Below are 24,560 nucleotides of genomic sequence, written 5' to 3'. Positions count from 1 at the left end.
AACTTGACTATGCATTCTTCTTAGCAATTGCAGCCTGAGCAGCAGCCAGTCTTGCAATCGGAACACGGAATGGTGAGCAGGATACATAATCCAGACCAATTGTGTTGCAGAATTCAACTGAACTTGGGTCTCCGCCGTGCTCGCCGCAGATACCTACGTGCAGACTTGGATTAACCGGTTTTCCTAACTTCAGTGACATTTCCATTAACTTACCAACACCTGTCTGGTCAAGTTTTGCAAATGGGTCATTCTCGAAGATCTTGGTGTCATAGTAAGCATCTAAGAACTTACCAGCATCATCACGTGAGAATCCGTATGTCATCTGTGTTAAGTCATTGGTTCCGAAGCAGAAGAAGTCAGCTTCTTTCGCAATATCATCAGCTGTCAGGCAGGCTCTTGGAATCTCGATCATAGTACCAACTTCATACTTAAGCTCGATTCCAGCTGCTGCGATCTCAGCATCAGCTGTCTCAACAACGATATTCTTTACAAACTTAAATTCTTTGATATCTCCAACCAGCGGAATCATGATTTCCGGGCAAACGCTCCAGTCAGCGTGTGCTTTCTGTACGTTGATAGCTGCACGGATGATAGCCTTTGTCTGCATCTTTGCGATCTCTGGGTAAGTTACTGCAAGACGGCATCCACGGTGTCCCATCATTGGGTTGAATTCATGAAGGGAATCAATGATTGTCTTGATCTGCTCTACAGTCTTGCCCTGAGCATCTGCAAGTTTCTTGATATCCTCTTCTTCTGTAGGAACGAATTCATGAAGCGGTGGGTCTAAGAAACGGATGGTAACCGGGTTTCCTTCCAGTGCTTCAAACAGACCTTCAAAGTCACCCTGCTGTACAGGAAGGATCTTTTCGAGTGCTGCTTCTCTTTCTTCTAATGTATCTGAGCAGATCATTTCACGGAATGCGTCGATTCTGTCGCCCTCGAAGAACATGTGCTCTGTACGGCAGAGTCCGATACCTTCTGCCCCGAGTTCGCGAGCTTTCTTAGCATCTTCCGGTGTATCTGCGTTTGTACGAACTTTCATGGTTCTGTACTTGTCAGCCCATCCCATGATTCTTCCGAACTCACCAGCGATTGTAGCGTCTACAGTCGGGATTAATCCGTCATAGATGTTACCTGTAGAACCATCCAGTGAGATTGCATCTCCTTCGTGGTATTCTTTTCCGCCAAGTGTAAACTTCTTGTTTGCTTCGTCCATAACGATGTCGCCGCATCCTGATACACAGCATGTACCCATTCCACGTGCAACAACGGCAGCGTGAGATGTCATACCGCCGCGTACTGTCAGGATACCCTGAGCAGCTTTCATACCTTCGATATCTTCCGGTGAAGTTTCAAGACGTACAAGTACGACTTTTTCGCCTCTTGCAGCCCACTCTTTTGCATCGTCAGCTGTAAATACAACTTTACCGCAAGCAGCTCCTGGTGAAGCTCCGAGTGCTTTGCCAACCGGTACGGCAGCTTTCAGCGCAGCAGCATCAAACTGTGGGTGAAGCAGTGTATCTAAGTTTCTAGGATCGATCATTACAACAGCTTTTTCTTCTGTGATCATTCCTTCGTCTACTAAATCGCATGCAATCTGCAGAGCAGCCTGAGCTGTTCTCTTACCATTACGTGTCTGCAGCATGTAGAGTTTTCTGTCTTCGATCGTGAACTCCATGTCCTGCATATCTCTGTAGTGGTCTTCCAGTTTATCACAGATTGCTACAAACTGATCATAAACTTCAGGCATAACTTCATGCAGCTGAGAAATCTTCTGAGGTGTACGAACACCGGCAACAACGTCCTCGCCCTGTGCGTTCATCAGGAATTCTCCCATGAGCTTCTTCTCGCCTGTAGCAGGATCACGTGTAAATGCAACACCTGTACCTGATGTGTCGCCCATGTTACCGAATGCCATCATCTGTACGTTAACAGCGGTTCCCCATGAATACGGGATATCATTGTCACGACGGTATACGTTAGCTCTCGGGTTGTCCCATGAACGGAATACAGCTTTAATAGCGCCCATCAGCTGTTCCTTCGGATCAGTTGGGAACTCTTCGCCGATCATAGCTTTATATTCATCTTTGAACTGTCCGGCCAGAACCTTCAGATCTTCTGCCGTCAGGTCAACGTCCTGTGTTACGCCTTTTTCTTCTTTCATCTTATCGATGAGCTCTTCAAAGTATTTCTTACCAACTTCCATAACTACGTCAGAGTACATCTGGATGAATCTTCTGTAGCAGTCCCATGCCCAGCGCGGATTGCCGGACTTAGCAGCCAGTACGTCAACTACTTCTTCATTTAAACCAAGGTTCAGGATAGTGTCCATCATACCTGGCATAGAAGCTCTTGCTCCTGAACGAACGGAAACAAGAAGCGGGTTCTCTTTATCACCAAATTTCTTTCCGGTTACTTCTTCCATCTTTGTGATGGCATCCATAATCTGATCCATAATCTCGTCATTGATCTTTCTGCCATCTTCATAATACTGGGTACAAGCTTCTGTCGTGATTGTAAATCCCTGTGGTACAGGAAGACCCAGGTTTGTCATCTCAGCAAGGTTAGCACCTTTACCACCAAGCAGGTTTCTCATGGTTGCATTACCTTCCGTAAACATATAAACCCATTTTGCCATTTTTTAATGACCTCCTAAATAATTTTTTCAAATAAAACTGCACTAAGTCGCATATAATATTCTAATGGTTTTGGTTATGCTCGTCAAGCATTTTGTCCGTAAATTTGCACAAGATTTGCAAGTTTTTTTTGTGTAATATTCCTTTTTTCGATTTCTTTTCAACTTTTCTTCGGAATTATTCACAATTTTCTTTTTGGTATCAGGTTAAAACCGGGCAAATCTCACTGTACACAGTAGTTTCCCCGGTTTTAACGATTTCTTTTTGTACCTATTATTATGCGTCTTTTAAAAATGCAAGATATCCTTTCAGCGCTTCATAAATATCGGCTTTACTGGAGACTTCCCAGGGCGCATGCATGTTCAGTACAGGTATCCCGCAGTCAATCACATTCATCCCATAGTCGGCCATCAGATAGGCTATGGTACCGCCTCCCCCTTTGTCTACCGCTCCCAGTTCCGCCGTTTGGATAACGACCTTATATTTGTCCATAATCTGCCGCAGCTGGGCCATATATTCAGGATTTGCGTCGTTTCCGCCGGATTTTCCTCCGCTGCCGGAATATTTGTTAAAGACCAGGCCGTTTCCGAGATATGCGGAATTCTTTTTCTCATAATACTCTTCAAACATAGGGTCATAGGCTGCGCTGACATCCGAGGAAAGCATCTGGGAATGGCTCAGAGCCCGGCGCAGCTTCAATTCGGAAAAGTCACCGCACAGATCCATAATCTCTGCCACTGTATTTTCAAAAAAATGAGAGCGCATACCTGTGGCGCCTGTGCTGCCGATCTCCTCTTTGTCTACCAGAAGACAACACGAGGTCCGCCTGGACATCTTCAGTTCCAGAAGTGCAAGCAAAGAGGTAAAGGCACAGCTTCTGTCATCTTGCCCATATGCCAATATCATACTCCGGTCCAGGCCGCAGTCTCTGGCCCTGCCGGCAGGTACGATCTCCAGTTCTGCAGAAATAAAGTCTTCTTCTTTGATCTGATACTGCTCCTGAAGCAACTTTAAAATTGTCTGTTTTACCATTTCCGTTTCTTTTTTATCATCATCGCTGTTTATAAATTCCAGATGTTTCTTCGTATTACTCTTTTTGAGCTCCGTCTTTGCACATGGCAGATTGCCAATAAGAAGATCCAGTTTTTCGGCGTCAATCAGTTCCTTTACTTTCTTTTCATTCTGCTCTCTCCCAAGATGGGGCAGGAGGTCTGTAATGACAAATACCGGATCCTTCTCCTTTTCTCCGATTTTGATCTCCGTTTTGGTGCCGTCCTTTCTGACAACTACGCCATGAAGTGCCAGAGGCAGCGCCAGCCACTGATACTTTTTGATGCCTCCGTAATAATGCGTGTCCAGATACACATTCCCCTTTTCCTCATAAAGCGGAACCTGCTTCACGTCGATCCGCGGGGAATCGATATGTGCACCCAGTATGTTCATACCCTTTTCAAAAGGCTCTGTGCCGATCTGAAAGAGCACCACGGTTTTATCCATCTGGCAGGCATATACTTTATCCCCGGGCTTCAGCGGCTCCTTTGCCTCCCGGATCTGATCCAGATCCCGGTACCCCTGGGCCCTGGCGAGTTTGATCGCCGACGCTGCACACTCCCGTTCCGTTTTACTGCAGTCCAAAAAATGACAGTATGCATGGCAGATATCCTCCACACGTTTTCTCTCCTCCGCACCGTAATAGTTCCAGGCATTTTTTCTCTCCATAACTACTTCCTCTTTCTACTTTTATATTCTGCATCATTGCTTTTACTAAAAGATAGTATGGATGATTCTGCCAGAATCTATTCTTTCTGCATAGGAAAAGACGGGATTTCAGTCCTGCCGCGGCGGCGGCTGTTCCTTCATCCCGTCTTCCTGTTACTTACCTGCCGGGCAGTCTTACTGCCTGTATTGCGGCATTGATTTTGTCAAAAACGATTGGCACTGCCATTTGCGCAGCCAGATTAATTCATATCTTTTAAAAATGCGCAGTATGCTCTGTAAGCCTCATAGACATCCGCCTTGCTTGACACCTCCCATGGTGCATGCATGCAGAGCACTGCGACTCCGCCGTCTATCACTTCCATTCCGAACTGAGCCAGTATGTATGCTATAGTGCCGCCTCCTCCGACATCGATCTTGCCCATCTCTGTCATCTGGAAGGCAACCTGATTTTTATCAAATACTCTGCGCAGCTTTGCGATATACTCCGCATTCGCATCGTTGGAACCGCTCTTTCCCCTGGAGCCCGTGTGCTTCTTGATCACAAGTCCGTTTCCAAAGAAAGAAGAAGATTTCTTATCATACACATCTGCATACATTGGATCATACGCGGCCCCTACATCGGAGGAAATCATTGTTGAATTCGCAAGTGCATGGCGGAGCTTCAATTCAGAGAAAACGCTCATCTTATCCAGCAGATCTGCAACTGCATTTTCAAAGAAACGGGAATGCATTCCGGTAGCACCGACGCTTCCGATTTCCTCTTTATCTACCAGGATACAGCAGGAAGTGCGTTTCACATCCTGTACATCCAGCATAGCAGCGAGTGAGGTATAAGCACATACGCGGTCATCCTGACCATAAGCCATGATCATACTTCTGTCCAGTCCGCAGTCCCTGGCCTTTCCTGCCGGTACAACTTCCAGCTCGGCAGACATCAGGTCTTCTTTTTCAATATCATAAGTCTCTTTCAGAAGCTTCAGAATCTGTGCGGCAGCCGCGTCCTTTTCCTCGCCTGCCAGCGGCCTGCTTCCAATCAGGATATCCAGGTTTTCCCCCTCCACCACTGTGTTTGCTTTCTTTTCCAGCTGCTTGCCTGAAAGATGTATCAGCAGATCCGTTACTACAAAAACCGGATCTTCGTCTTTTTCTCCAATTGAAACCTCTACCGTAGTTCCGTCTTTGCGTACTACTACTCCATGGATTGCCAGCGGAATCGTCACCCACTGATATTTTTTAATGCCGCCATAATAATGTGTATCAAAATACGCGAATCCACTTTCCTCATACAATGGATTCTGTTTCAGATCCATGCGCGGGGAATCGATGTGTGCACCGAGAATGTTCATACCATTCTCAACCGGTTCCTCTCCAATGTTAAAAAGCGCAATTGATTTGCCCATCCATGCAGCATACACCTTATCTCCGGGTTTCACTTCATTTGCCTTGGAGAGTTCTATGTAACCGGCAGCCTCAGCCTGTCTGATGACTTCTGTAACACACTCGCGTTCTGTTTTCCCTGTATCCAGAAACTTTTTGTAGTCACCTGTCAGCGATTCCAGTTCTTTTAACTGATCTTCTGTATAAACTTCCCACAAATTTTTTTCCATATCCTTTACCGCCCCCTGCAGATACTTGCAGTCTACGGATGCTCCAGTATCCGAAGGGCGCAGACACTGTATGCAAAATGCGTGCCTGCGTTATCCTTTCTTTTAATTTTATATTTACCGTCTGGAGAAAATGCCCCACACGTTTTGTACCAGATGCTGCTGATAGCAGATTAGGACGCAGCTCTTTTTCTAAAGAGTACGCCCTAAAATTGTTAAAATCTTAACTTTTCCTCGAAGTATGCTTTCAGATCTTCGATTTTGATTCTTTCCTGTTCCATGGTGTCTCTGTCTCGTACCGTCACAGCACCGTCTTCCTCTGAATCAAAGTCGTAGGTCACACAGAACGGTGTTCCGATCTCATCCTGACGGCGGTAACGTTTTCCAATATTTCCACGGTCGTCGAATTCACAGTTATAAAGTTTGGACAATTCTGCAAATACCTTTTCCGCACCCTCGTTCAGCTTCTTGGACAACGGCAGAACACCAATCTTCACCGGCGCAAGCGCAGGATGAAAATGCAGAACAGTACGCATGTCTCCGCCCTCCAGCTCTTCCTCGTCATATGCGCTGCAGAGGAATGCCAGTACCATACGGTCCGCTCCCAGTGACGGTTCGATTACATACGGGATGTATTTTTCTTTCTTCTCATCATCAAAATAGGACATATCCTGCTTCGATACTTCCTGATGCTGTGTCAGGTCATAGTCGGTTCTGTCCGCGATTCCCCACAGCTCGCCCCAACCAAACGGGAAAAGGAATTCCACGTCTGTAGTTGCCTTGCTGTAGAAGGAAAGTTCTTCTTTGTCGTGATCACGGTATCTGACCTCATCCTCTTTGAGCCCCAGTGAACTCAGCCAGTCAAGGCAGAACTGCTTCCAGTATGCAAACCAGTCCAGATCGGTGCCTGGCTCACAGAAGAATTCCAGCTCCATCTGCTCGAATTCTCTTGTACGGAAGGTAAAGTTACCGGGTGTGATCTCATTTCTGAAAGATTTTCCGATCTGTCCGATACCAAACGGGATCTTCTTTCTGGATGTTCTCTGGACATTTTTAAAATTCACAAAAATACCCTGGGCAGTCTCTGGTCTGAGGTAAACTGTGTTTTTCGCATCTTCCGTAACTCCCTGGAAGGTCTTAAACATCAGGTTAAACTGACGGATATCCGTAAAATTATGCTTTCCGCAGGAAGGGCACGGAATCTGGTGCTCTTCTATAAACGCGGACATCTGTTCCTGTGACCATGCGTCAACCGCGCCTTCGATTGCAATATCATGTTCCGCACAGTAGTCCTCAATAATCTTATCTGCCCTGAAACGCTCATGGCATTCCCGGCAGTCCATCAAAGGATCTGAAAATCCGCCCAGATGTCCGGATGCAATCCATGTCTGTGGGTTCATAAGAATCGCACAGTCCACGCCCACATTATAAGGGGACTCCTGAATGAACTTCTGCCACCAGGCTCTTTTCACGTTATTCTTTAGCTCTACACCGAGGTTTCCGTAATCCCATGTATTAGCAAGTCCACCGTATATCTCGGACCCCGGGTAAACAAATCCTCTTGTTTTGGCAAGAGCCACAATTTTATCCATCGTTTTTTCTACCATAATACTGCTCCTCACATTCTATTTCATCTCAATTGGTAACTATTATAACGGCTATGGGGGAGATTTTCAAGCCGTTTGCCCAAAAATCGGGATATAGTTAACGAGCTTTAGACTCGTTGACGGATGGCGGACGCGAATGACGAGGTGAGTCCGGGCGCTGGCGGGGCAATGTCTGCTGGTGAAATGTCCTGACACTGCGCGAAGAAGCTGTAGAAGAAAACGGAACGGGAAGGGAGGTACCACCGCATTTGGCCCGAATGCCGATGCATTCGCGCCGCAGGCGGTTTCAGAATTTGCCTGGTAAGGCAAATTCTGCCCTCCCTTCCCGTTCCGTTTTCTTCAACAGCTTCTAATCGCTCGCTTTATGGACTTTTCACCAGCAGACATTGCCCCGCCAGCGCCCGGACTCACCTCGTCATTCGCTGTTGCATCCAGACGGCAGGTAAAAGCTCATTCCCCGGAGGGGTCCCGTGCGGTTGCAGCGGATGGGATAGAATTGGTGGTTCTGTTATGTCGGCATTAGTTAATGCTATCTAACCAAAAACAGTTCAAAAGATTCCATGCATAAAAGCTCTAAAATTCATTTAAGCAGGATGCCTGATACGCATAGCCCATTCCATCCGCCTCCCCCGTCTAGGTCGCCACCCTGGCAACGACTTCTTTCCTACCGATCGGATGAACCAGCCAAGCGGACTGTAAGCGGCAAGCCCTCCGGCCTGTAGGGTCGGTTTCAAACGCCTTATAGCGGACGACTAGAAGCTCTTAGAGAGCCGGAGACACCCGGAAGGGATGAAAATTGATTCTCCAAAATCAATTTTCAATCCGGCCTGTGCTGAAAAAATATCAATTTTTCAGCGCATGCCGGTTGTGCCCTTCCGGGTGCCTCCGGCTCTCTTAGAGCTTCTTCGTTAAGCGGTCAGGATTTGAAACCGACCCTACAGGCCGGAGGGCTTGCCGCTTACAGTCCGCTTGGCGTCCTCACCCCATCCGCGCCGAGGCTAAAGCTCGTCGCTAACTCCCGTTTTATAGGAGAGTCTCAAGTATCTCCAGTGCCTTAAACCGTTTATCTACGTAGACTTCCCTGTATCGATCCAGTACCCGGGACAGTTGATCCAGCACTTTATCTGTCACATTAAATGTATACAACTTCTCTATTTTACTGCTTTCTATATATTGCATGCTATATAATGTCGAATTATCCAGATGGATGCCGTCTATGAGATCTCTGTCACATTCTGTGCATACCAGGCCTCCTTTTCGGACGCTGAATACAGCTGGGCGTTCCTTATCTCCGCACGACACGCACTGGAAAACTTCCGGACCCTCTCCGTTGATGCAGTAGGCCTTTAGTTCAAATATGTATCGGATGAGCCTGTTGGGAATATGCGGATTGGTCAGCGCTCTCATGGTCTGATATAAAAGTTTCAGCATTTCTCTCTCATCATTTGATTCTTTTGTATAATAATTTGCAAACTCGAGAAAATAAAAACCGTAATATGCGCCCATGATATCTTCCCGGAGTTCTGCAAAATAGTTCAGAACATTGACAGACTGTATCGTATGGGAAGAGCGACCCTCATACATGGTGAACTCCCCAAATGTAAACGGATTAACTGCGCCTACCAGAGGGCTGTTTGGACGCCTTGAGCCCTTGGCAAACGCAGCTAACTTTCCCTGTTCTTTTGTTAAAATTACTACTCTTCTGTCATATTCCCCAATTGGCGCTGTAGACAGAACCATACCTGTCAGTACAATCTGATTCACAATTGCTTACTCCCACACTTTTTTCCTTCATCTGCCCTTTCTCGTCTGCAGATTCCTGCATCTTATAGGACAGATAATCCTTCACACTTCCGGTTGCAAAAAACTTATTCCAGTATTCTTCTTCCATCAGATCACCTCTTCTTATGTGGTACATAATTCTGCGGCTTTGCCGCAGATCCGCCCGAAGGGCATGAGTTACGGGATGCCCTTGGGTATACATAATACTGCGGCTTTGCCGCAGCCCCGCCTGCCGGGTACTTGTTATATAATACCCTTGGGTTATACTATTAGGTTCTCCGATTCAAACAGCACTATACCTCGTAAAATCTACCAGCACATTTTGGACAAAATGCCTTGACACCCTTATTTTTTCTGGCTTTGCTCTATCTTTGCTCGTCCTGGTAGCCAAAGTTTTTCATCATAAAATCACTGTCACGCCAGTTTTTCTGCACTTTTACCCAGAGTTTTAGATTTACCCTGCAGTCGAGCAGACGCTCGATCTCATACCTCGCGGTGCTGCCGATTTTTTTCAGCATACTTCCCTGCTTTCCTATGATAATTCCTTTGTGTGAATCTCTCTCACAGATGATCGTGGCGTCGATATGCATGACCCGTTTTTCCATCTTCATACTGTCAATCGCCACGGCGATTCCGTGGGGAATTTCTTCCTGCAGGCAGTGCAGGGCCTTCTCACGGATGAGTTCTGCTACGATCTGGCGCTCGGGCTGATCCGTAATCGTGTCTTCATCATAAAATTGCGGCCCGTAAGGGAGATGCTGCATAATTACCTTGACCAGCTCATCTGTATTATCACCATTTCTTGCAGACACCGGCACGATCGCGGCAAAATCATACGCCTTACTATATGCATCTATAAAAGTCAGAACTTCTTCTTTTTTTACCATATCTGTCTTATTGATCACAAGGATAACCGGTGTCTTAACATGCTTCAGTTGTTCGATGATATGCTGCTCTCCGGCGCCTATAAAGGTGGACGGCTCCACGAGCCACAAGACTACATCCACCTCGTTCAGCGTCCTTTCTGCAACATTTACCATGTATTCGCCCAGCTTATTTTTGGCCTTGTGGATCCCCGGAGTATCTACGAATACAATCTGGCCTTCCTCCGTCGTCAGAACCGTCTGAATCCGGTTTCGGGTAGTCTGCGGTTTATTGGATGTAATCGCAATCTTCTGGCCGATCAGATAGTTCATTAAAGTAGACTTTCCCACATTTGGACGTCCGATCAAAGTAACAAATCCTGACTTATAATTTTCTTTCATTCTTTCACCTTTCATTTTGGCCTGAGTCAGAGTGTACATGGGCATTCACCGCCCCCGGCGGGCATCCGCTGCTGTGCGGACCGCCCCGTGCATAAACTGCACCACGGCGGATCTGCAGTTACTATACACAGCCCTTAGCCGTGAATAGTAACAATCTGCAGCGCAAAACGGCCTGTGCCGGAGGCATGATCTGCCAAATACACGCTAAAACAATGTCTTTACTTCGCCAAACATATCTTTCTGTTCTTCTATTTTTTCTTCGCTTCCGATTACGCACAGCTGGTCTGCAGCAAGTACCGCCTCCACAACGCCTGCGAGTGCACGGATATCCTCCTGTTGCGCCCCAAGTATTTCCATGCGCTCTTTCCGGATCATGTCCGCCGACACATGATTCATATAGAGATTCATCGAACGGTCTCCTTTTGTGGCCGGAGTCATCGGACGGTCAATATTGCTGATGGTGCCGATGATATACTTATTCATGTCTCTTTCATCTACAGTAAACTTTCTGAGATAATCCACAACCCCTTCGTAAGTCTCCATGGTTTTCCTCAGATTCGGATCGCGGTAGGAGATAAAGTATCCCTCCCCAATCCGGTTGAAACTGCTCATGCAGCCGTATGCCCCGCCTTTAACGCGTACATTCTGCCACAGGTAGTCATAGCTTAAAATGACTTTCAGGATCTGGAGTGCTCCGTTGTAATCCGCTCCGTGGTCAATAAAGTTGCCCACCCTTGCAACATACTGCACTTTGGATGATGTCTTAAAGCCTTCATTTCTCTTTTTGCAGTGAATGATACAAGGTGTTTCCTCAGACTTTGGTTCCTCGTGAAGACCTGATTTTATTTTTCCGACCCCCGGTTTGATAGATTCCAGTCCTTCCTCTGCGGAAGTATAGCTTATCATCATATTATCTGCGCGGAAGATATCCATGGCAATCGCTTTGAGGTTCCAGATCAGTTCTGCTTTCTTTTCTTCAAAGTTTTCTTCGATTTCCTTTACGGCCTGATAAAATCCAATGCCCTCCGTATCATCCTTGAACTTAGCAAGCGGTGAGTCATAGGACAGCGCACGCAGAGCCGACGTTGTATGGCCGGAGGACTGGAAGCTCATCTGCATCCTGGATTTCAGCATAGCCAGGATCTCTTTCAGACGCTTTTCATCATCCAGTTTGGATTCCATCAGAATCTCACGCATCATGGCAAGCAGGATGTCCATCTTCGGATAAAGGGCCTTTCCTTTCATCTCCAAAGTGGCGCGGAATTCCTTTTCCTTTACTTTCGTTACATCTGCATACAGTTCCAGGGAAGTTCCGATTCCCCCGGTGTGGACATTGATCTCATTAAATAATTCTCCATAACCGTAATGATTCGTATCGATCATTCCGAGCACCGCCTGCAGCAGTCCGGCATATACCAGTTTTTCCTCCGGCACGCCGGATAAATCAAACATCAGTGTGATATACCCGATGCCATTTGTCTCCACATTGTGATGGATCATTTTAATGCCGTCCAGCTCTTTTTCTTCATTGCAGATCGGCGCGATTTCTCTGGAAATATCCTCCGGGCTCAATACCGGTATCTTCTCCTGATCCTCTTTCGGAGATTCTTCCTCCTGGTATGCGAGCAAGGATTTAGTGTCTTCTACTAATTTATTAATTTCTTCCTGACTTAAATTTCTCTTATAAGCCTGCAGTTTATCAGCCAGCTCTTTGTCCTGCCGCGCTGTCCTGCCCTTCTCCGGCTTCACCACTACGACAGAGGCGTGTGTATTGTCCAGAAGATAGGTCTGAATCAGTGACTCAAAATACCCGGTGTCCATCTGCTCTTTCAAAAAGTCAAAAGTCGGAATTGCCTGCATATGGATGAATGGTTTTTCTTCGTCGTAAAGCCAGCTGTCAAACATCTGAAGGCCGTACATGAGCCCCTTTGGATAGTTTCCAAAATCAGCTTCGCGGAAGCGGAATTCGTGGTAATTGATTCCGGCTTCCAGTGCCTTTTTATCGATTCCCTTCTCTACAATGTCTTTCAGTGTACCTTCAATAATTGAAAGGAACGCTTCTTTTTGCTCCACATTGGCATTCTTTGCAATCACCGAGAATATAGGCTGGTAGATCCCATTGTCATAGGACCCCATAATATCCTTGCCAATTCCGGCATCCACCAGCGCTTTCTTCAGCGGGGCTCCCGGTGCGGAAAGCAGCGCATAGTCGAGAATCTGGAATGCCAAATACAGCTTTTCATCCAGGCTCGTACCAATGACTTTGTTGTAGGACAGATACGTATTATCCTCCTCACCCTCCTCGCTTGAAATAGAATACTCGATTTCAAGTTCCTTCACTTTTTCGAAAGGCTCCTGGTATTTAATCTCGGAATCCAACGAAATCTGATCGAACCGGCTCAGGTATTCCCGGTCCAGCCACTGAAGCTTCTCTTCCATATCCATATCACCATACAGATAGATATAGCTATTAGAAGGATGATAATACTTTCTATGGAAATTCAGAAATTGCTCATATGTCAATTCGGGGATAAACTCCGGATCTCCGCCCGACTCATTTGCATAGGACGTATCCGGGAAAAGGGAATTCAAGACTACCCGGTCCAGCACTCCCTCAGGAGAGGAAAACGCCCCCTTCATCTCGTTGTAAACAACACCATTGTATTCCAGGTCCGCATCCGGGCTGTCCAGTTTATAACTCCAGCCCTCCTGGCGGAAGATTTCTTCGTGCTCGTAGATATTTGGATAGAATACCGCATCCATATATACATGCATCAGATTCTGGAAATCCTTGTCATTGCAGCTCGCAACCGGATAAACCGTCTTGTCCGGATAGGTCATGGCATTCAAAAAAGTGTTCAGGGAACCTTTCACCAGTTCTACGAAAGGGTCCTTAACCGGGAAGTCCCTGGAACCGCACAGTACAGAATGTTCCATGATGTGCGGAACACCCGTGCTGTCGGAAGGCGGGGTGCGGAATCCAATGGAAAATACCTTGTTCTCGTCATCGTTTTCCATTAACAGAACTCTCGCCCCGGTCTTTTTATGTCGCAAAAGGCTGCCCTTCGATTTTAAATCTGATAAGTCTTCTTTTAATATCAGTTCGTATGCATCCAAATCATAAATACTCATAGTACACCTCTCTTTTTATTCGATGTGAACATTATAGCATCTAAATCGTTACAATAAAAGGGGGCGGTTTGGGGGGAGGGAAGTTTTTTGGCTGGGTGGTTCGCGAAGTGTGCGTCAGAATGTCCGGCCGGGTGCAGATAAACATGCTGTGTGAGAAATGCGGGCGCTGCGCTAAGCGGCAGTAAGGAGGAAACGGACAGAAACGTATGGCACCGAAAGCATTCACCGTCCAGGCTGATGCCTGAACGGCTCAGGCTTTCTTGAAAACTGATTCGGAGATCAGTTTTCAGCCATACGTTTCTGTCCGTTTCCTCCTAACTGCCGCTAAGCTCGCTGGGAGCATTTTTCACACAGCATGTTTATCTGCACCCGGCCGGACATTCTGACGCACGCTTCGCTGGGCTCATCCGGGCGGAAAGCTTGACTCCCGGGGAGGGGGAACCGCTGTGGGGGTGGCGGATTGGAGTGAATTGGCGGACAGGTGTTTAACATCTACTGGGGGTGGAATAGGATGTGTTTTTGGTTGGTTTGGTCTGTGTATAGGGTTGCGTGTACTCCGTATACTTCGTGGATTGTTTTTTCTGTCAGGACTTCCTGGGGCGGGCCTTGGGCTGCTATTTGGCCGTTTTTTAGGACGTATATGTAGGTGCAGTAGAGTGCGGCTATGTTTAGGTCGTGGATTGCGGCTATTATGGTTTTGTTTTGGGCTTTTACCAGATTCATTAGTTCTAGCTGGTATTTGATGTCCAGGTGGTTTGTGGGCTCGTCCAGGATCAGGCAGGGTGTGTCCTGGACGAATGCGCGGGCTATCAGGACTCTTTGTTTTTCGCCTCCTGAGAGGGTGAGAAAACTCTGATTGCTTATGGAATGGAGTCCGATCTTTTTTAAGATTTCTTGTACTGTTTTTTTGTCGGTTTTGTCTTCTGATTCCAGCATCTTTTTTCTGGCGTGGCGGCCCATCATTACGACTTCTTCTACGGTAAAGTCAAAGCTTGATTCCTGCTCCTGGATGAGGACCGATAATTTTTCTGCCATTTCACGGTTGCTTATGGCTGTTAGATCTTCCCCCATGAGGAAGATGCTGCCTTCCTGTGGTTTGAGGACTTTGTATATGTTTTTTAGAAGTGTAGACTTTCCGCTGCCGTTCGGGCCGATTATGCCTACAAATTCTTGCTTTTTTATGTGCATCTCAATCTGGGATAGTATTTGTCTGTCCCGGACTTGATAAGAAAGTTCTTTGATTTCTATCATTTCATACTGATCCCCCTATTTAAATTCGTATTGACGCACCTTTATCATCCATAGGAATAATGGCGCCCCGATAAATGCTGTCAGGATTCCTATGGGGATTTCCGTCGGCGGATGAAGCATTCTGGCTCCCACATCTACCCAGATCATGAATAGGGCGCCTGTAAGAACTGAAAGCGGGATTAGTTTTTTGTGATCTGCTCCTACGATGGAGCGGACCATATGGGGAACTACCAGCCCGATAAAACCAATACATCCGCTTACTGCAACTGCAGAGGCTGTCAATAAGGCAGACACAATGATGAGAATCCGCCTCACAATATTTACGTTTACTCCAAGTGTAATGGCTGAATGTTCTCCCATCAGTAGTGCGTTTAAGGCCCTGGACAGGTACATCAGGCACAAAAATGCCGGGATTATGAGTATCCCCAATAAAGGGATATCGCTCCATGCTGCGCTTCCCAGTCCACCCAGCATCCAGAAGGTTGCCTCTCTTACTGCCGCATCATTCGGAGCTGTATATACGATGTAATTCGTCAAAGCGCTGAATAAAGATGAAACAGCGACTCCCACTAGTATTAAACGGATTGGAGTCACTGTATTTCCTGTTCTTGCCAGAGTGTACACAAAAAGCATTGATACAAGCGCTCCGGCAAAAGCTCCTGTGGAGACAGTTAACCTCCCGCCCCATGGAAGCCAGACCCCGGCAAGCATTGCCAGTACGGCTCCCAGAGATGCGCCGGATGAGATTCCCAGCACATACGGTTCTGCAAGCGGATTCTTGGTAAATGCCTGCATACAGATCCCGGAAAGTGTTAGACCCGCTCCTACAAGGCCGCCCAGCAGAACCCTGGGCACCCTTAAAAACCAGACGATATTCTGTGTACTGCTTTTCATTTCTTCTATAGAAATCAGATGCTCCAGGCCAATGTACTGGGATATGTTATACAGTACAATTTTCCAGACGGAAAAAAAGTCTATGGTAACCGGCCCGATTCCGACGGCCAAAATAATAGAAATGATCAGCAGTATACAAAGAATAATCGAGCTTAAAACGCTATGTTTCTTTATAGTCATACAAATATTCTTCATACCTGTGCATCACTTTCATTCAAAACAGTCCGGATGGAATGCCTTTGCAAATTTTTCAATTGTATCCCCCGTCATAGAGCTTGCGAATACCTCGCAAAGATTTACAGAAATAATTCTGTCATTTGCAATTGCCGGTACGGCTGCCAATGCCGGATTCTCTTTTAATTCGGATATTTTCTGTTCTAAGGAAGTATCGCCGTAATCGTCTATTACAATAACTTCCGGGGCACGCTCCACTACTTCTTCCCAGCTTACATTTGCCCAGGTCTTATCCATATCGGAAAAGATATTTTTCCCTCCTGCGTGCTCAATCAGTTTTGCAGTAAAATTATTTCCGCAGGTATATGCTCCGCCATCTTGCGCCATATCATAAACAAATACTTTTACGGTTTCCTGACCCTTCACCGCATTTTCTGCCGACTCGATCTGAGCTTTCATTGCATCTACTATTTCTTCTGCTTTATCTTCCAGATCAAAGATGCGTCCAAGGTTATAAAAATCTTCATATACAACATCAACATCTGCACCGATGGTATACCCTTCAATAGACGCTAGTGACATGATACCATAGCCGTTTAATGTCTCGTGTTCTGTATTATTTTTTTCAGAAAATGCACTGGACCGCCCATAAATAAAATCCGGCTCCTCAGCCAGAATTGCCTCCAATGAGGGGGCTGACTCTGCAAGTTCCGGAATCTTCAAATACTCATCATTCCACTTCGGGTTGATTTTAGAATTTGTATATGCCCTGCCTATAATTTTGTCTCCCAGTCCCATTGCCATTAATTCGTCACCCGTGCATGCATTTGCTGCAATTACTCTTTCAGGCACGTGTGTAAATGTAACTTCAATATCATCCTGCGTTTTTAATGTGAAAGGAAATTCCCCCTCAGATTTAGATTCTTCTTCCTGTGCCGGCTTTGCCTTTTCCGCGGCTGCTGCATCCGCATCGGAAGCATCTTTTCCACATGCTGTAATACTCATTCCTAATGCAAGCACCAGCATTATGCTAATCAGTTTGTTTCTCAATTTCATACTTTTTCTCCTCTTTTCAATAATAGTTTAAAACTATCCTCATAGATATCCATCTTCATTTTCTCCATTTTGCTTATAACTGCATAAGAATAGAACGGGCTTGCCCACTTTGCGCGCCGCCGCGATGCCGCTTTGCGGCTATATACCTTATCGCGGCGTGTGCATCTTTGTGATATAGGAAATTCCTCTGGAATTTCCTATATCACAAAAAAGACATCTGCCCGAAATTAGCAAATGTCTAATACATGTGTATCCATTAGGTATACACAAATAAAGTTGTTTTCAAAAATGTACATAACAACTTTAAATATTCAGACAGGACGCTTTTAACCGGAAGTTTCCTCTCTTATTCGTCAAACAGGTTTCCTGACTTCCAGATTATCGCTCATGCTGTGCCTTCTCACAAAATAAAGATTCTGCAATGACATCTTACAGCTTTCACTCCCTGGATACAGTGGCCGGACCGTTCAGGCTTTTCACCTGATTCCCTTTTACCTCTTACGAGCATTTGATGAATAGTATGATTCAGTTTTTCCAGACAAACATACCCTGAAATAAGAAAATTGTCAATAAAAGAACGGGGATCTGATAAAAAATTACAAATAGTTCTTATATTTTTCGTAATAACGCGAATACCCGCCCCGTTGCAGATACACATGCTGCGGGACAGGTATTCTGACGTAACAGTTCGGGCCTGCCTGAACTGTTACATTCTGACTGGGCTTTGCGGAAACATCAGGATGATAAACCTGCCTTTTGCCCTTTATGCCTGCTGGCTTCGTAAAGGCCCCTTACTATCAGGTTTATGAAGAGGAGGAGCATGCACATAGCTACGGCAGGAGCGGTCTGACCGGCGCCTTCGAGGCTTACTATGGCTACGGAGGCTATGGGGGCGGTGGGGGTAAACAGGAATACGACCGCGGATACGGTAACCAGGGAATTTACGAAAAAGTATACCCACATTTCGCAGATTGCGGGCGTGCACAGGGGGAGGGTGACGCGGCGCAGGGTCTTGTAGAATGGGACTGCGAGGGATTCGGATACCGTTTCGAATTCTTTGTCAAGCCTTTTCAGAGCGGTTGTGGCGGTGCTAAAAGGTACGGAGTAGAAGTGTATCATGTTCGCCAGTACGATGATCCAGATGGTTCCGTATATAAAGTGGAAAGGGTTTTGTAATACGTAGCCGTCTGCAAATGGGATCTTGAAGTTTGGTGCGTTGAAGAACATAATGAAACTCAGGCCTACTACGGTTCCCGGTATCGCCAGGGGGGTGATGGAGAGCAGGTAAGTAATTCTTCTGCTGACCTTGAATTTCTGGTTTTTCTCAATCAGGTATGCTCCCAGGAATGTGATGAAAGTTCCCAGAAAAGCCGATATGAGCGCTATGATTATGGAATTTTTGAATGCAGTGGTTCCGCTGCCTGATGAGATTTGCCCCAGATCATAGTTGGAAAGTGTAAATGTCAGGTTATAGGGCCAGAATTTGATCAGGGAGGCAAACAGAGCGACTGCGAAAAACAACAGCATAGCCAGTGTGATCACGAGACAGAATATCGTTGCCGCCATGTCGCTTGGCCTGTGGGGTTTAATCTGGTATGGTATCGATTTTGCGCTGATCGCCGCATTCTGCTTTTTATTTGTAATCCGGTCCACTGCGAAGGACAGTACGGCCGGAAACAGCAGGATGATTCCCACTACCGCACCCATGTTAAAGTTCTGCTGCCCGACCACCTGTTTATAGACGTCTGTGGCCAGTACGTTGTAGTTGCCGCCCACAACCGAGGGGGCTCCAAAATCGGTAAAACTGTATGTAAACGCTACAAATATGGCGCTGATCAGCCCGTACTTGACGTTCGGTATGGTGATCGTAAACATTTTCCGGATCGCCGAAGTGCCCATTGTTTCCGCCGCCTCATACAGACGGTTGTCTGCAGCAGAAAATGCCACCATCAGGATCGTTGTCGCCACTGGAAAGCAGTAGATGCTTTCGGCGATGATAATCCCCACCTTGCCGTATAAAGGCACCTGCCAGCCAAGTGCGGTGAAGATGCCTTTATTTCCAAACAGGTAGATCAATGCGATACCAAGAAGCATGGTAGGGGCAAAGATCGGGATCATTCCGATGTATCTGAAAAAGCCTTTCCACGGTACATTTTTTCTCGACAGGGAATAGGAGAAGAAAAATGCCAGTGTCACTGATATAAGTGTTGATACGGCTGCAATAAAAAAAGTATGTGATATGGAATAAACCATGGATTTGCTCTGAAAATATTTTGCAAACTGGGACAAGCCTGCAAATGCACCGCTCTTATCCTGAAATGCCTTCAGGAACAGGGTGCACAGGGGGAGAACCAGGAAGAGTACCAGAAAAATCATAACCAGGTAAATCGCGGCTCCTCTGACAATGTCTTCCTTCTCTCCACTCCTTACTAATTTTTTTATACGGTTCATGTTATGTTATTTTCTCCTTCAAATGATGTTCTGGAATTGACGGGGCCCGGGTAATAGTTCATACTTGTCTGAACCGTTGCAGGGCCCGGGATATATCTGCTGATTTTCTGCCCCGCCCGCTTTATTATGCGGATTCAAATCCCAGCAGTTCTTCGCGCGGCATATTAACAAACACGATCTCGCCCACTCTGAATTTCTTTTCTTTTGCCGCCTGAAAAGGCACATCCACATACAGCACCATATCGCCGTAGACCACATGGCTTACCTGTACGGAAACACGGTTATAAAATCCTCTGAATTCAATGTCTGCGATCTTTCCGCGCAGGCTTTCCCTGCCTGCCGTTCTTTCTATTTCTATCTTTTCAGGGCGTATGGCAACGCGCTCATAATTGCCCAGATTGTATACCTGGCTCTTTTCACGGTCAATAAAATTGATGGAGCCGATGAAATCCGCTACAAAAGGATTTTCCGGGTGCTCATAGATTTCTTCCGGGGTTCCCTCCTGCATCACAACAGCCTTATTCATTACAATGATTCTGTCTGCCATGGTCAGGGCCTCATCCTGGTCATGGGTTACCATGATCGTTGTTAGACCCAGTTCTTTTTGAATACTGCAGATCTCTTTCCTCAGAGATATCCTGACCTTTGCATCCAGCGCGGACAACGGTTCATCCAGCAGCAAAAAATCGGGCTCTGTCGCCAGTGCCCTTGCCAGTGCAACACGCTGCTGTTCTCCCCCCGACATCTGTGACGGCAGGCGGTCCTTTGCATTGGTCAGTTTAATCATCTCAAAAAGGCGCCCAACCCGCTCTTCGATGTCTTTATTTTTTATCTTTTTGTTGCGCAGCCCGTATGCCACATTTTCGTATGCCGAAAGGTTCGGAAAGAGCGCATAAGACTGGAACATGATCCCAAAGTTTCTTCTGGCCGGCGGAAGATTGGTCACATCTCTGTCATTGATGTATATCCTCCCGTCACTTGGCCGGTCCAGGCCGGCTATTAAGCGCAGCAATGTAGATTTGCCGCACCCGGAAGGGCCAAGCAGGCAGACGAATTCGCCTGCTTGGATCTGTAAATTCACATGATTCAATGCCACATTCTTCTCAAAAACCTTTGAAACATCACTGATTTTTAAACTTACGCTCATAGGATCTACCTCTATTCTTCCGGAGCACTCTTGGAATCGTAACGGTCAGTCCAGCTTTCCAAAATGGATTCTCTGTTCTTTGCCGCTTTGTTAAAGTCCATATCCGGGATCAGCTGATCCAGCGGATTCTGTGAATATCCTTCCGGAATATTATCGCTGGCGCCCGTTGCAACGATCGGATAATTGGTTGCATATTTTTTCATAACATTATCAGATATCGCCCAGTCCAGGAACTTTTTGGATATCTCTTTTTCATTGTCCTTTTTAATCAGAGCATTTGCTTCCATATCCCATCCGGAACCCTCTGACGGGAACACTGCCTCACAGATCTCGCTTCCCACTTCTTCTGCTGACTGAATGCAGCGGTAGCCGAAAGAGATGCCGATTCCATATTCCCCTGCTGCTGTCGCCTTAGCAGGCTGAGAACCAGAATGCATATAAACCGCTACGTTTTCATGAAGCTTATCCAGATAGTTCCAGCCTTCCTCATCTCCGTAGAGGCTGAGAATTCCATTAACAGTTAAGAGTCCGGTGCCGGAAGACGCGGGATTGGACATTGCGATTAGTCCCTTATACTTCGGATCCAGCAGATCTTCATAAGATTTTGGTACGGTATCAATTCCCTTTGACTTCAGGACTTCCTTATTTACAATAAACGCAGTTTCCCATGCATCGATTCCCACCCAGGAAGGTACATCCGCGCTATCTTTGAATTCCGGGAGGATTCTGTCCGCCCCTTCCGGTTCGTATGGTTCCAGCATATCATCCTGTGCCAGTACAAGCAGACTGGTAGCCGACAGGCCCCATACCACATCCGCAACCGGATTATCCTTTTCCGCAAGCAGTTTAGATGTGATGATACCCGTGGATTCTCTTGTGACATTTACTGTGACATCCGGGTTCTGTTCCTTAAATTCTTCCAGATAATCCGTCACCTGCTCGTCCTCGAGAGCGGTATATACATTGATTACATTCTCGTCTCCTGCACTTGCCGATGTGCTGCTGCCTTCCTCTGCATTTGCCTTAGTCACGCATCCTGTCAGTGTGCCCAGGGTCATGAGCGCTATCATTCCCATTACTATAATCTTCTTCATAATTACCTCCAGATTTATTATTTATCTTCATTTCACAAGGCAATTATATCGGCTGATTATTGAATTCTTATCATCTGTTGGTTGGAATTCTGTAAAATATTTTCCTGGAAATGTTAAATTATTTTACATTTTCAGTTACCTGGAGTATAGTCGGCAAGCTTTAGACTTGTCGACGGATGGGGACGCGAAATAAAGGGAACGCCGCCAGCCTTCCAAATATACATATGCCGTTGGAAAGTGCGGACACGAACCTAAGAAATTCTAGGAAGCCGACAGCCAAAAAAGTGGGGCACAGGCGACACATCACGAGAAATCAGATGATTTCTCGCGCTGGGTCGCCTAATTTTGTGATTCGGTGATCACAAAATTTCCCCACTTTTTCGGCTGTCGGCTTCCAAGAATTTCTAAGGTCCGCTTTAGCGCTTTCCAACGGCATATGTATATTTGGAAGGCTGGCGGCGTTCCCTTTATTTCGCTGGGTTCATCCAATCGGTAGATAAACTTGTCAACTAGGGAGGTCCGTAACGGGGGCAGCGTATTGAGTCGTTTGATGACACAGCATAGCCCCGGTACATAGAAAGAGTAAATTGAGCTTTATTCTGCTGCTGACTCTTCCCCAGGTATGAATTACAGGGTACCCTTGGGTATACTTTTACTATACAGGGTGTTAGAAAATGTTGAATACTAAATGCAGGACCCATTCCAAAAATAATTTTCATGCGCTTTCAGCACAACAATTTATATTTCTATAAAGTTACAACCGTATCGTTGATAAATGAATGGGGACTTCATGTTCCACCGGTCGAATCAATACACTGCCCCCGTTACGGACCCTCCCCAGTAGACGAGCTTTACTGCCGATTGGATGAACCCAGCGAAAGGACGGGATAGCCGAAAACCTCCCGGAGAACATCCATGTCCTTTCAAAAATGCTCAAAGCGGGCCTTAGAAATTCTTGGTGGGAAACAGCCGTGAAAATGGAGAGAATTTTTGATACCGAATCAAAAATTCAGCTGACCCAGCGCGAGAAATCATCCGATTTCTCGTGATGTGTCAGCTGTGCTCCATTTTCGCGGCTGTTTCCCGCCTAGAATTTCTTAGGTTCGTGGCCGCATTTTTGAAAGGACATGGATGTTCACCGGGAGGCTTTCGGCTATCCCTTCCTTTCGCGCCCCCATCCGTCGACAAAACTGAAGCTTGCCGACTCATCCCCGGTAACCATATTCAGGGAAGAAACAGGATCTCGCTGCTTTCATGAGCTGGACAGGCTCCCAGCATTGTCTTCCCATTTTCATACCTGCCATGGAAATCACTTCCCCCTGTCATGAACAGCCGGTAGCTGCGGCAGTACTCCTCAACCCTTCTTCGGTCGGACTTCCCGTGGGAGGGGTGGTTCCACTCGATTCCGTCCAGCCCTGCCTCCGCCAACCGGTGTATCACCCCGTAGTTTCCCTGCTGCCCCGGATGCGCCAGTACCGCATATCCTTTATCGGCCTTGATTGCCTGCACCACATCCTCTGCAGCAGGGTACTCAATATCAAAGTCACAGGGGCCCTGATTTTTAAATATATTTTGGTAAACTCTCCCGAACAGCGTTTCACTCTGCCCGGTCTTTACCAGATAATCCAGAATATGCTGCTTATAAATGCAGGACCCTGCCGCCCTCCTGATCTCCTCCTCGGATATTCGGTACCCGAGGTTCTTAAGAATCCCGATCTGCTTCAGGCAGTTTTCATTTCTTTTTTTCAGTGTTTCTCTTCCAATGGCCTCTATCTGTCGGTTAGTCTGATATTTATATCCAAGTATGTGAACTTTTTTATTTCTTTTGAAATCAAATGCAGACATTTCAATTCCCGGAATAGCCTGAATCCCCTGTTCCTCCGCCAACGCCTTGTGCTTTTCGGCATCAATCGTTGTATCGTGATCCGTAAAAGACAGGTGCGTAATCCCCTCCGCTTTGGCCCCGGCAAGGATGGCCTCTGTCTGCAGGCTGCAGTCAGATACCGCCGTATGTATATGTAAATCCGCCCGGTACATCACACCGCCTCCTCTGTCTGAAAGCTGCCCTTTGAAATATTGTACACGCGGTCACAAAGCCCTTCCATGAACTCAAGATCGTGGAAAATTCCTATCATAGATGTTCCTTCTGCTTTCAGCTTCATCAGTAATTCTTTTACCAGAAGCTTTGTGCCGTTGTCCAGTGATGCCGTCGGTTCATCCAGTAATAATAGCCTTGGCGCCTTTACCATGGCATGAGCCAGGTTCAGCCTCAGCTTTTCCCCGCCCGAAAAAGTATTGGGATAAATATCCCAGAGCGTCTCGCTCAGCTTAAAGTAACGCAGCATTTCTTCCGCTTTTTCTCTGGACTCTTCATAGGAAAATCCAGCGTCCAGGGCGCCGTTGATCACATGCTCCCTGGCTGTGGTACGGGGAAGTATCGTCAGAAACTGCGATACATATCCGATCTCTACTTTCCGCAGATGAATGATTTTTCTTTCTTCCGCGCTTGCCAGATCCAGTCTTCCGTATGAAAGTGAATCGTACATCACGCTTCCGGTGGAGACGGAATAGGTGCGGTAAATGCAGCGCAGGACCGTAGATTTTCCTGCCCCCGATGTCCCCACGATTCCAATAAAACCGCCTTTGTCCAGCGTAAAGCTGATATCCCTGCAGCTCTTGATCTCCCTGCCCTGCTCATGCAGATAGAATTGTTTTGACAGGCCCTTTATTTCCAGTATATGCTCCATA

General features: G+C 46.6%; 16 protein-coding genes and 1 riboswitch. All 16 genes read right to left on the bottom strand.

Annotated elements, in window-relative coordinates; all coding sequences use genetic code 11:
- Nucleotides 1-7: 7 nt before the first annotated feature.
- The 16 genes from ppdK to ARB69_RS16670 all read right to left on the bottom strand — a co-directional run bounded on the left by ppdK (nucleotide 8) and on the right by ARB69_RS16670 (nucleotide 24,559).
- A complete protein-coding gene (gene ppdK / locus ARB69_RS16745) occupies nucleotides 8-2,638 on the bottom strand; it encodes a pyruvate, phosphate dikinase (RefSeq protein ID WP_050641469.1) in 2,631 nt (876 codons plus the stop codon).
- 274 nt (nucleotides 2,639-2,912) lie between these two features.
- A complete protein-coding gene (locus ARB69_RS16740; RefSeq protein ID WP_050641470.1) occupies nucleotides 2,913-4,355 on the bottom strand; it encodes an aminopeptidase in 1,443 nt (480 codons plus the stop codon).
- Nucleotides 4,356-4,594: 239 nt separating this feature from the next.
- Complete coding sequence (locus ARB69_RS16735) at nucleotides 4,595-5,962, bottom strand: aminopeptidase (RefSeq protein WP_055154385.1); 1,368 nt, start codon at nucleotides 5,960-5,962, stop codon at nucleotides 4,595-4,597.
- A 212-nt stretch (nucleotides 5,963-6,174) separates the two neighbouring features.
- Nucleotides 6,175-7,566: a glycine--tRNA ligase gene (locus tag ARB69_RS16730; RefSeq protein WP_050641472.1), complete on the bottom strand. Its 1,392-nt coding sequence runs from the start codon at nucleotides 7,564-7,566 to the stop codon at nucleotides 6,175-6,177.
- A 1,023-nt stretch (nucleotides 7,567-8,589) separates the two neighbouring features.
- Nucleotides 8,590-9,306, bottom strand: a complete 717-nt coding sequence (gene recO / locus ARB69_RS16725) for a DNA repair protein RecO (RefSeq protein WP_055154384.1) — start codon at nucleotides 9,304-9,306, stop codon at nucleotides 8,590-8,592.
- Complete coding sequence (locus ARB69_RS16720; RefSeq protein WP_055154383.1) at nucleotides 9,272-9,457, bottom strand: hypothetical protein; 186 nt, start codon at nucleotides 9,455-9,457, stop codon at nucleotides 9,272-9,274. The genes recO and ARB69_RS16720 overlap by 35 nt, the downstream gene beginning before the upstream one ends.
- 256 nt (nucleotides 9,458-9,713) lie before the next feature.
- Nucleotides 9,714-10,613, bottom strand: a complete 900-nt coding sequence (gene era, locus ARB69_RS16715; protein WP_055154392.1) for a GTPase Era — start codon at nucleotides 10,611-10,613, stop codon at nucleotides 9,714-9,716.
- Nucleotides 10,614-10,817: 204 nt separating this feature from the next.
- Nucleotides 10,818-13,745 (bottom strand): insulinase family protein, encoded by a 2,928-nt coding sequence (locus ARB69_RS16710; protein ID WP_055154382.1) that lies wholly within the window; start codon nucleotides 13,743-13,745, stop codon nucleotides 10,818-10,820.
- 492 nt (nucleotides 13,746-14,237) lie between these two features.
- Entirely contained in the window at nucleotides 14,238-14,996 is a 759-nt protein-coding gene (locus tag ARB69_RS16705) for an ABC transporter ATP-binding protein (protein WP_050641476.1), read from the bottom strand.
- Nucleotides 14,997-15,011: 15 nt separating this feature from the next.
- Nucleotides 15,012-16,070, bottom strand: coding sequence for a FecCD family ABC transporter permease (locus tag ARB69_RS16700; RefSeq protein WP_242843874.1), 1,059 nt, complete (start codon nucleotides 16,068-16,070; stop codon nucleotides 15,012-15,014).
- A gap of 30 nt (nucleotides 16,071-16,100) precedes the next feature.
- Nucleotides 16,101-17,120: an ABC transporter substrate-binding protein gene (locus tag ARB69_RS16695; protein WP_055154381.1), complete on the bottom strand. Its 1,020-nt coding sequence runs from the start codon at nucleotides 17,118-17,120 to the stop codon at nucleotides 16,101-16,103.
- 338 nt (nucleotides 17,121-17,458) lie between these two features.
- A riboswitch (cobalamin riboswitch) is annotated at nucleotides 17,459-17,647 on the bottom strand.
- A 208-nt stretch (nucleotides 17,648-17,855) separates the two neighbouring features.
- The gene (locus tag ARB69_RS16690; protein WP_055154379.1) at nucleotides 17,856-19,571 is read right to left on the bottom strand and encodes a putative 2-aminoethylphosphonate ABC transporter permease subunit; all 1,716 of its coding nucleotides are present in this window, start codon (nucleotides 19,569-19,571) and stop codon (nucleotides 17,856-17,858) included.
- A 124-nt stretch (nucleotides 19,572-19,695) separates the two neighbouring features.
- Nucleotides 19,696-20,718 (bottom strand): ABC transporter ATP-binding protein, encoded by a 1,023-nt coding sequence (locus ARB69_RS16685; RefSeq protein ID WP_055154377.1) that lies wholly within the window; start codon nucleotides 20,716-20,718, stop codon nucleotides 19,696-19,698.
- Nucleotides 20,719-20,729: 11 nt separating this feature from the next.
- Nucleotides 20,730-21,812 (bottom strand): putative 2-aminoethylphosphonate ABC transporter substrate-binding protein, encoded by a 1,083-nt coding sequence (locus ARB69_RS16680; protein ID WP_050641481.1) that lies wholly within the window; start codon nucleotides 21,810-21,812, stop codon nucleotides 20,730-20,732.
- 1,224 nt (nucleotides 21,813-23,036) lie between these two features.
- Nucleotides 23,037-23,849, bottom strand: coding sequence for a PHP domain-containing protein (locus tag ARB69_RS16675; protein WP_055154375.1), 813 nt, complete (start codon nucleotides 23,847-23,849; stop codon nucleotides 23,037-23,039).
- Nucleotides 23,849-24,559, bottom strand: a complete 711-nt coding sequence (locus tag ARB69_RS16670) for a phosphonate C-P lyase system protein PhnL (protein ID WP_050641483.1) — start codon at nucleotides 24,557-24,559, stop codon at nucleotides 23,849-23,851. Before ARB69_RS16670 ends, ARB69_RS16675 begins: the two co-directional genes overlap by 1 nt.
- Nucleotide 24,560 lies beyond the last annotated feature (1 nt).

The sequence above is a fragment of the Faecalicatena contorta genome (assembly GCF_001404335.1).
Taxonomy (GTDB): domain Bacteria; phylum Bacillota; class Clostridia; order Lachnospirales; family Lachnospiraceae; genus Faecalicatena; species Faecalicatena contortus_B.
This window is presented reverse-complemented; position numbering and strand designations above follow the sequence as displayed.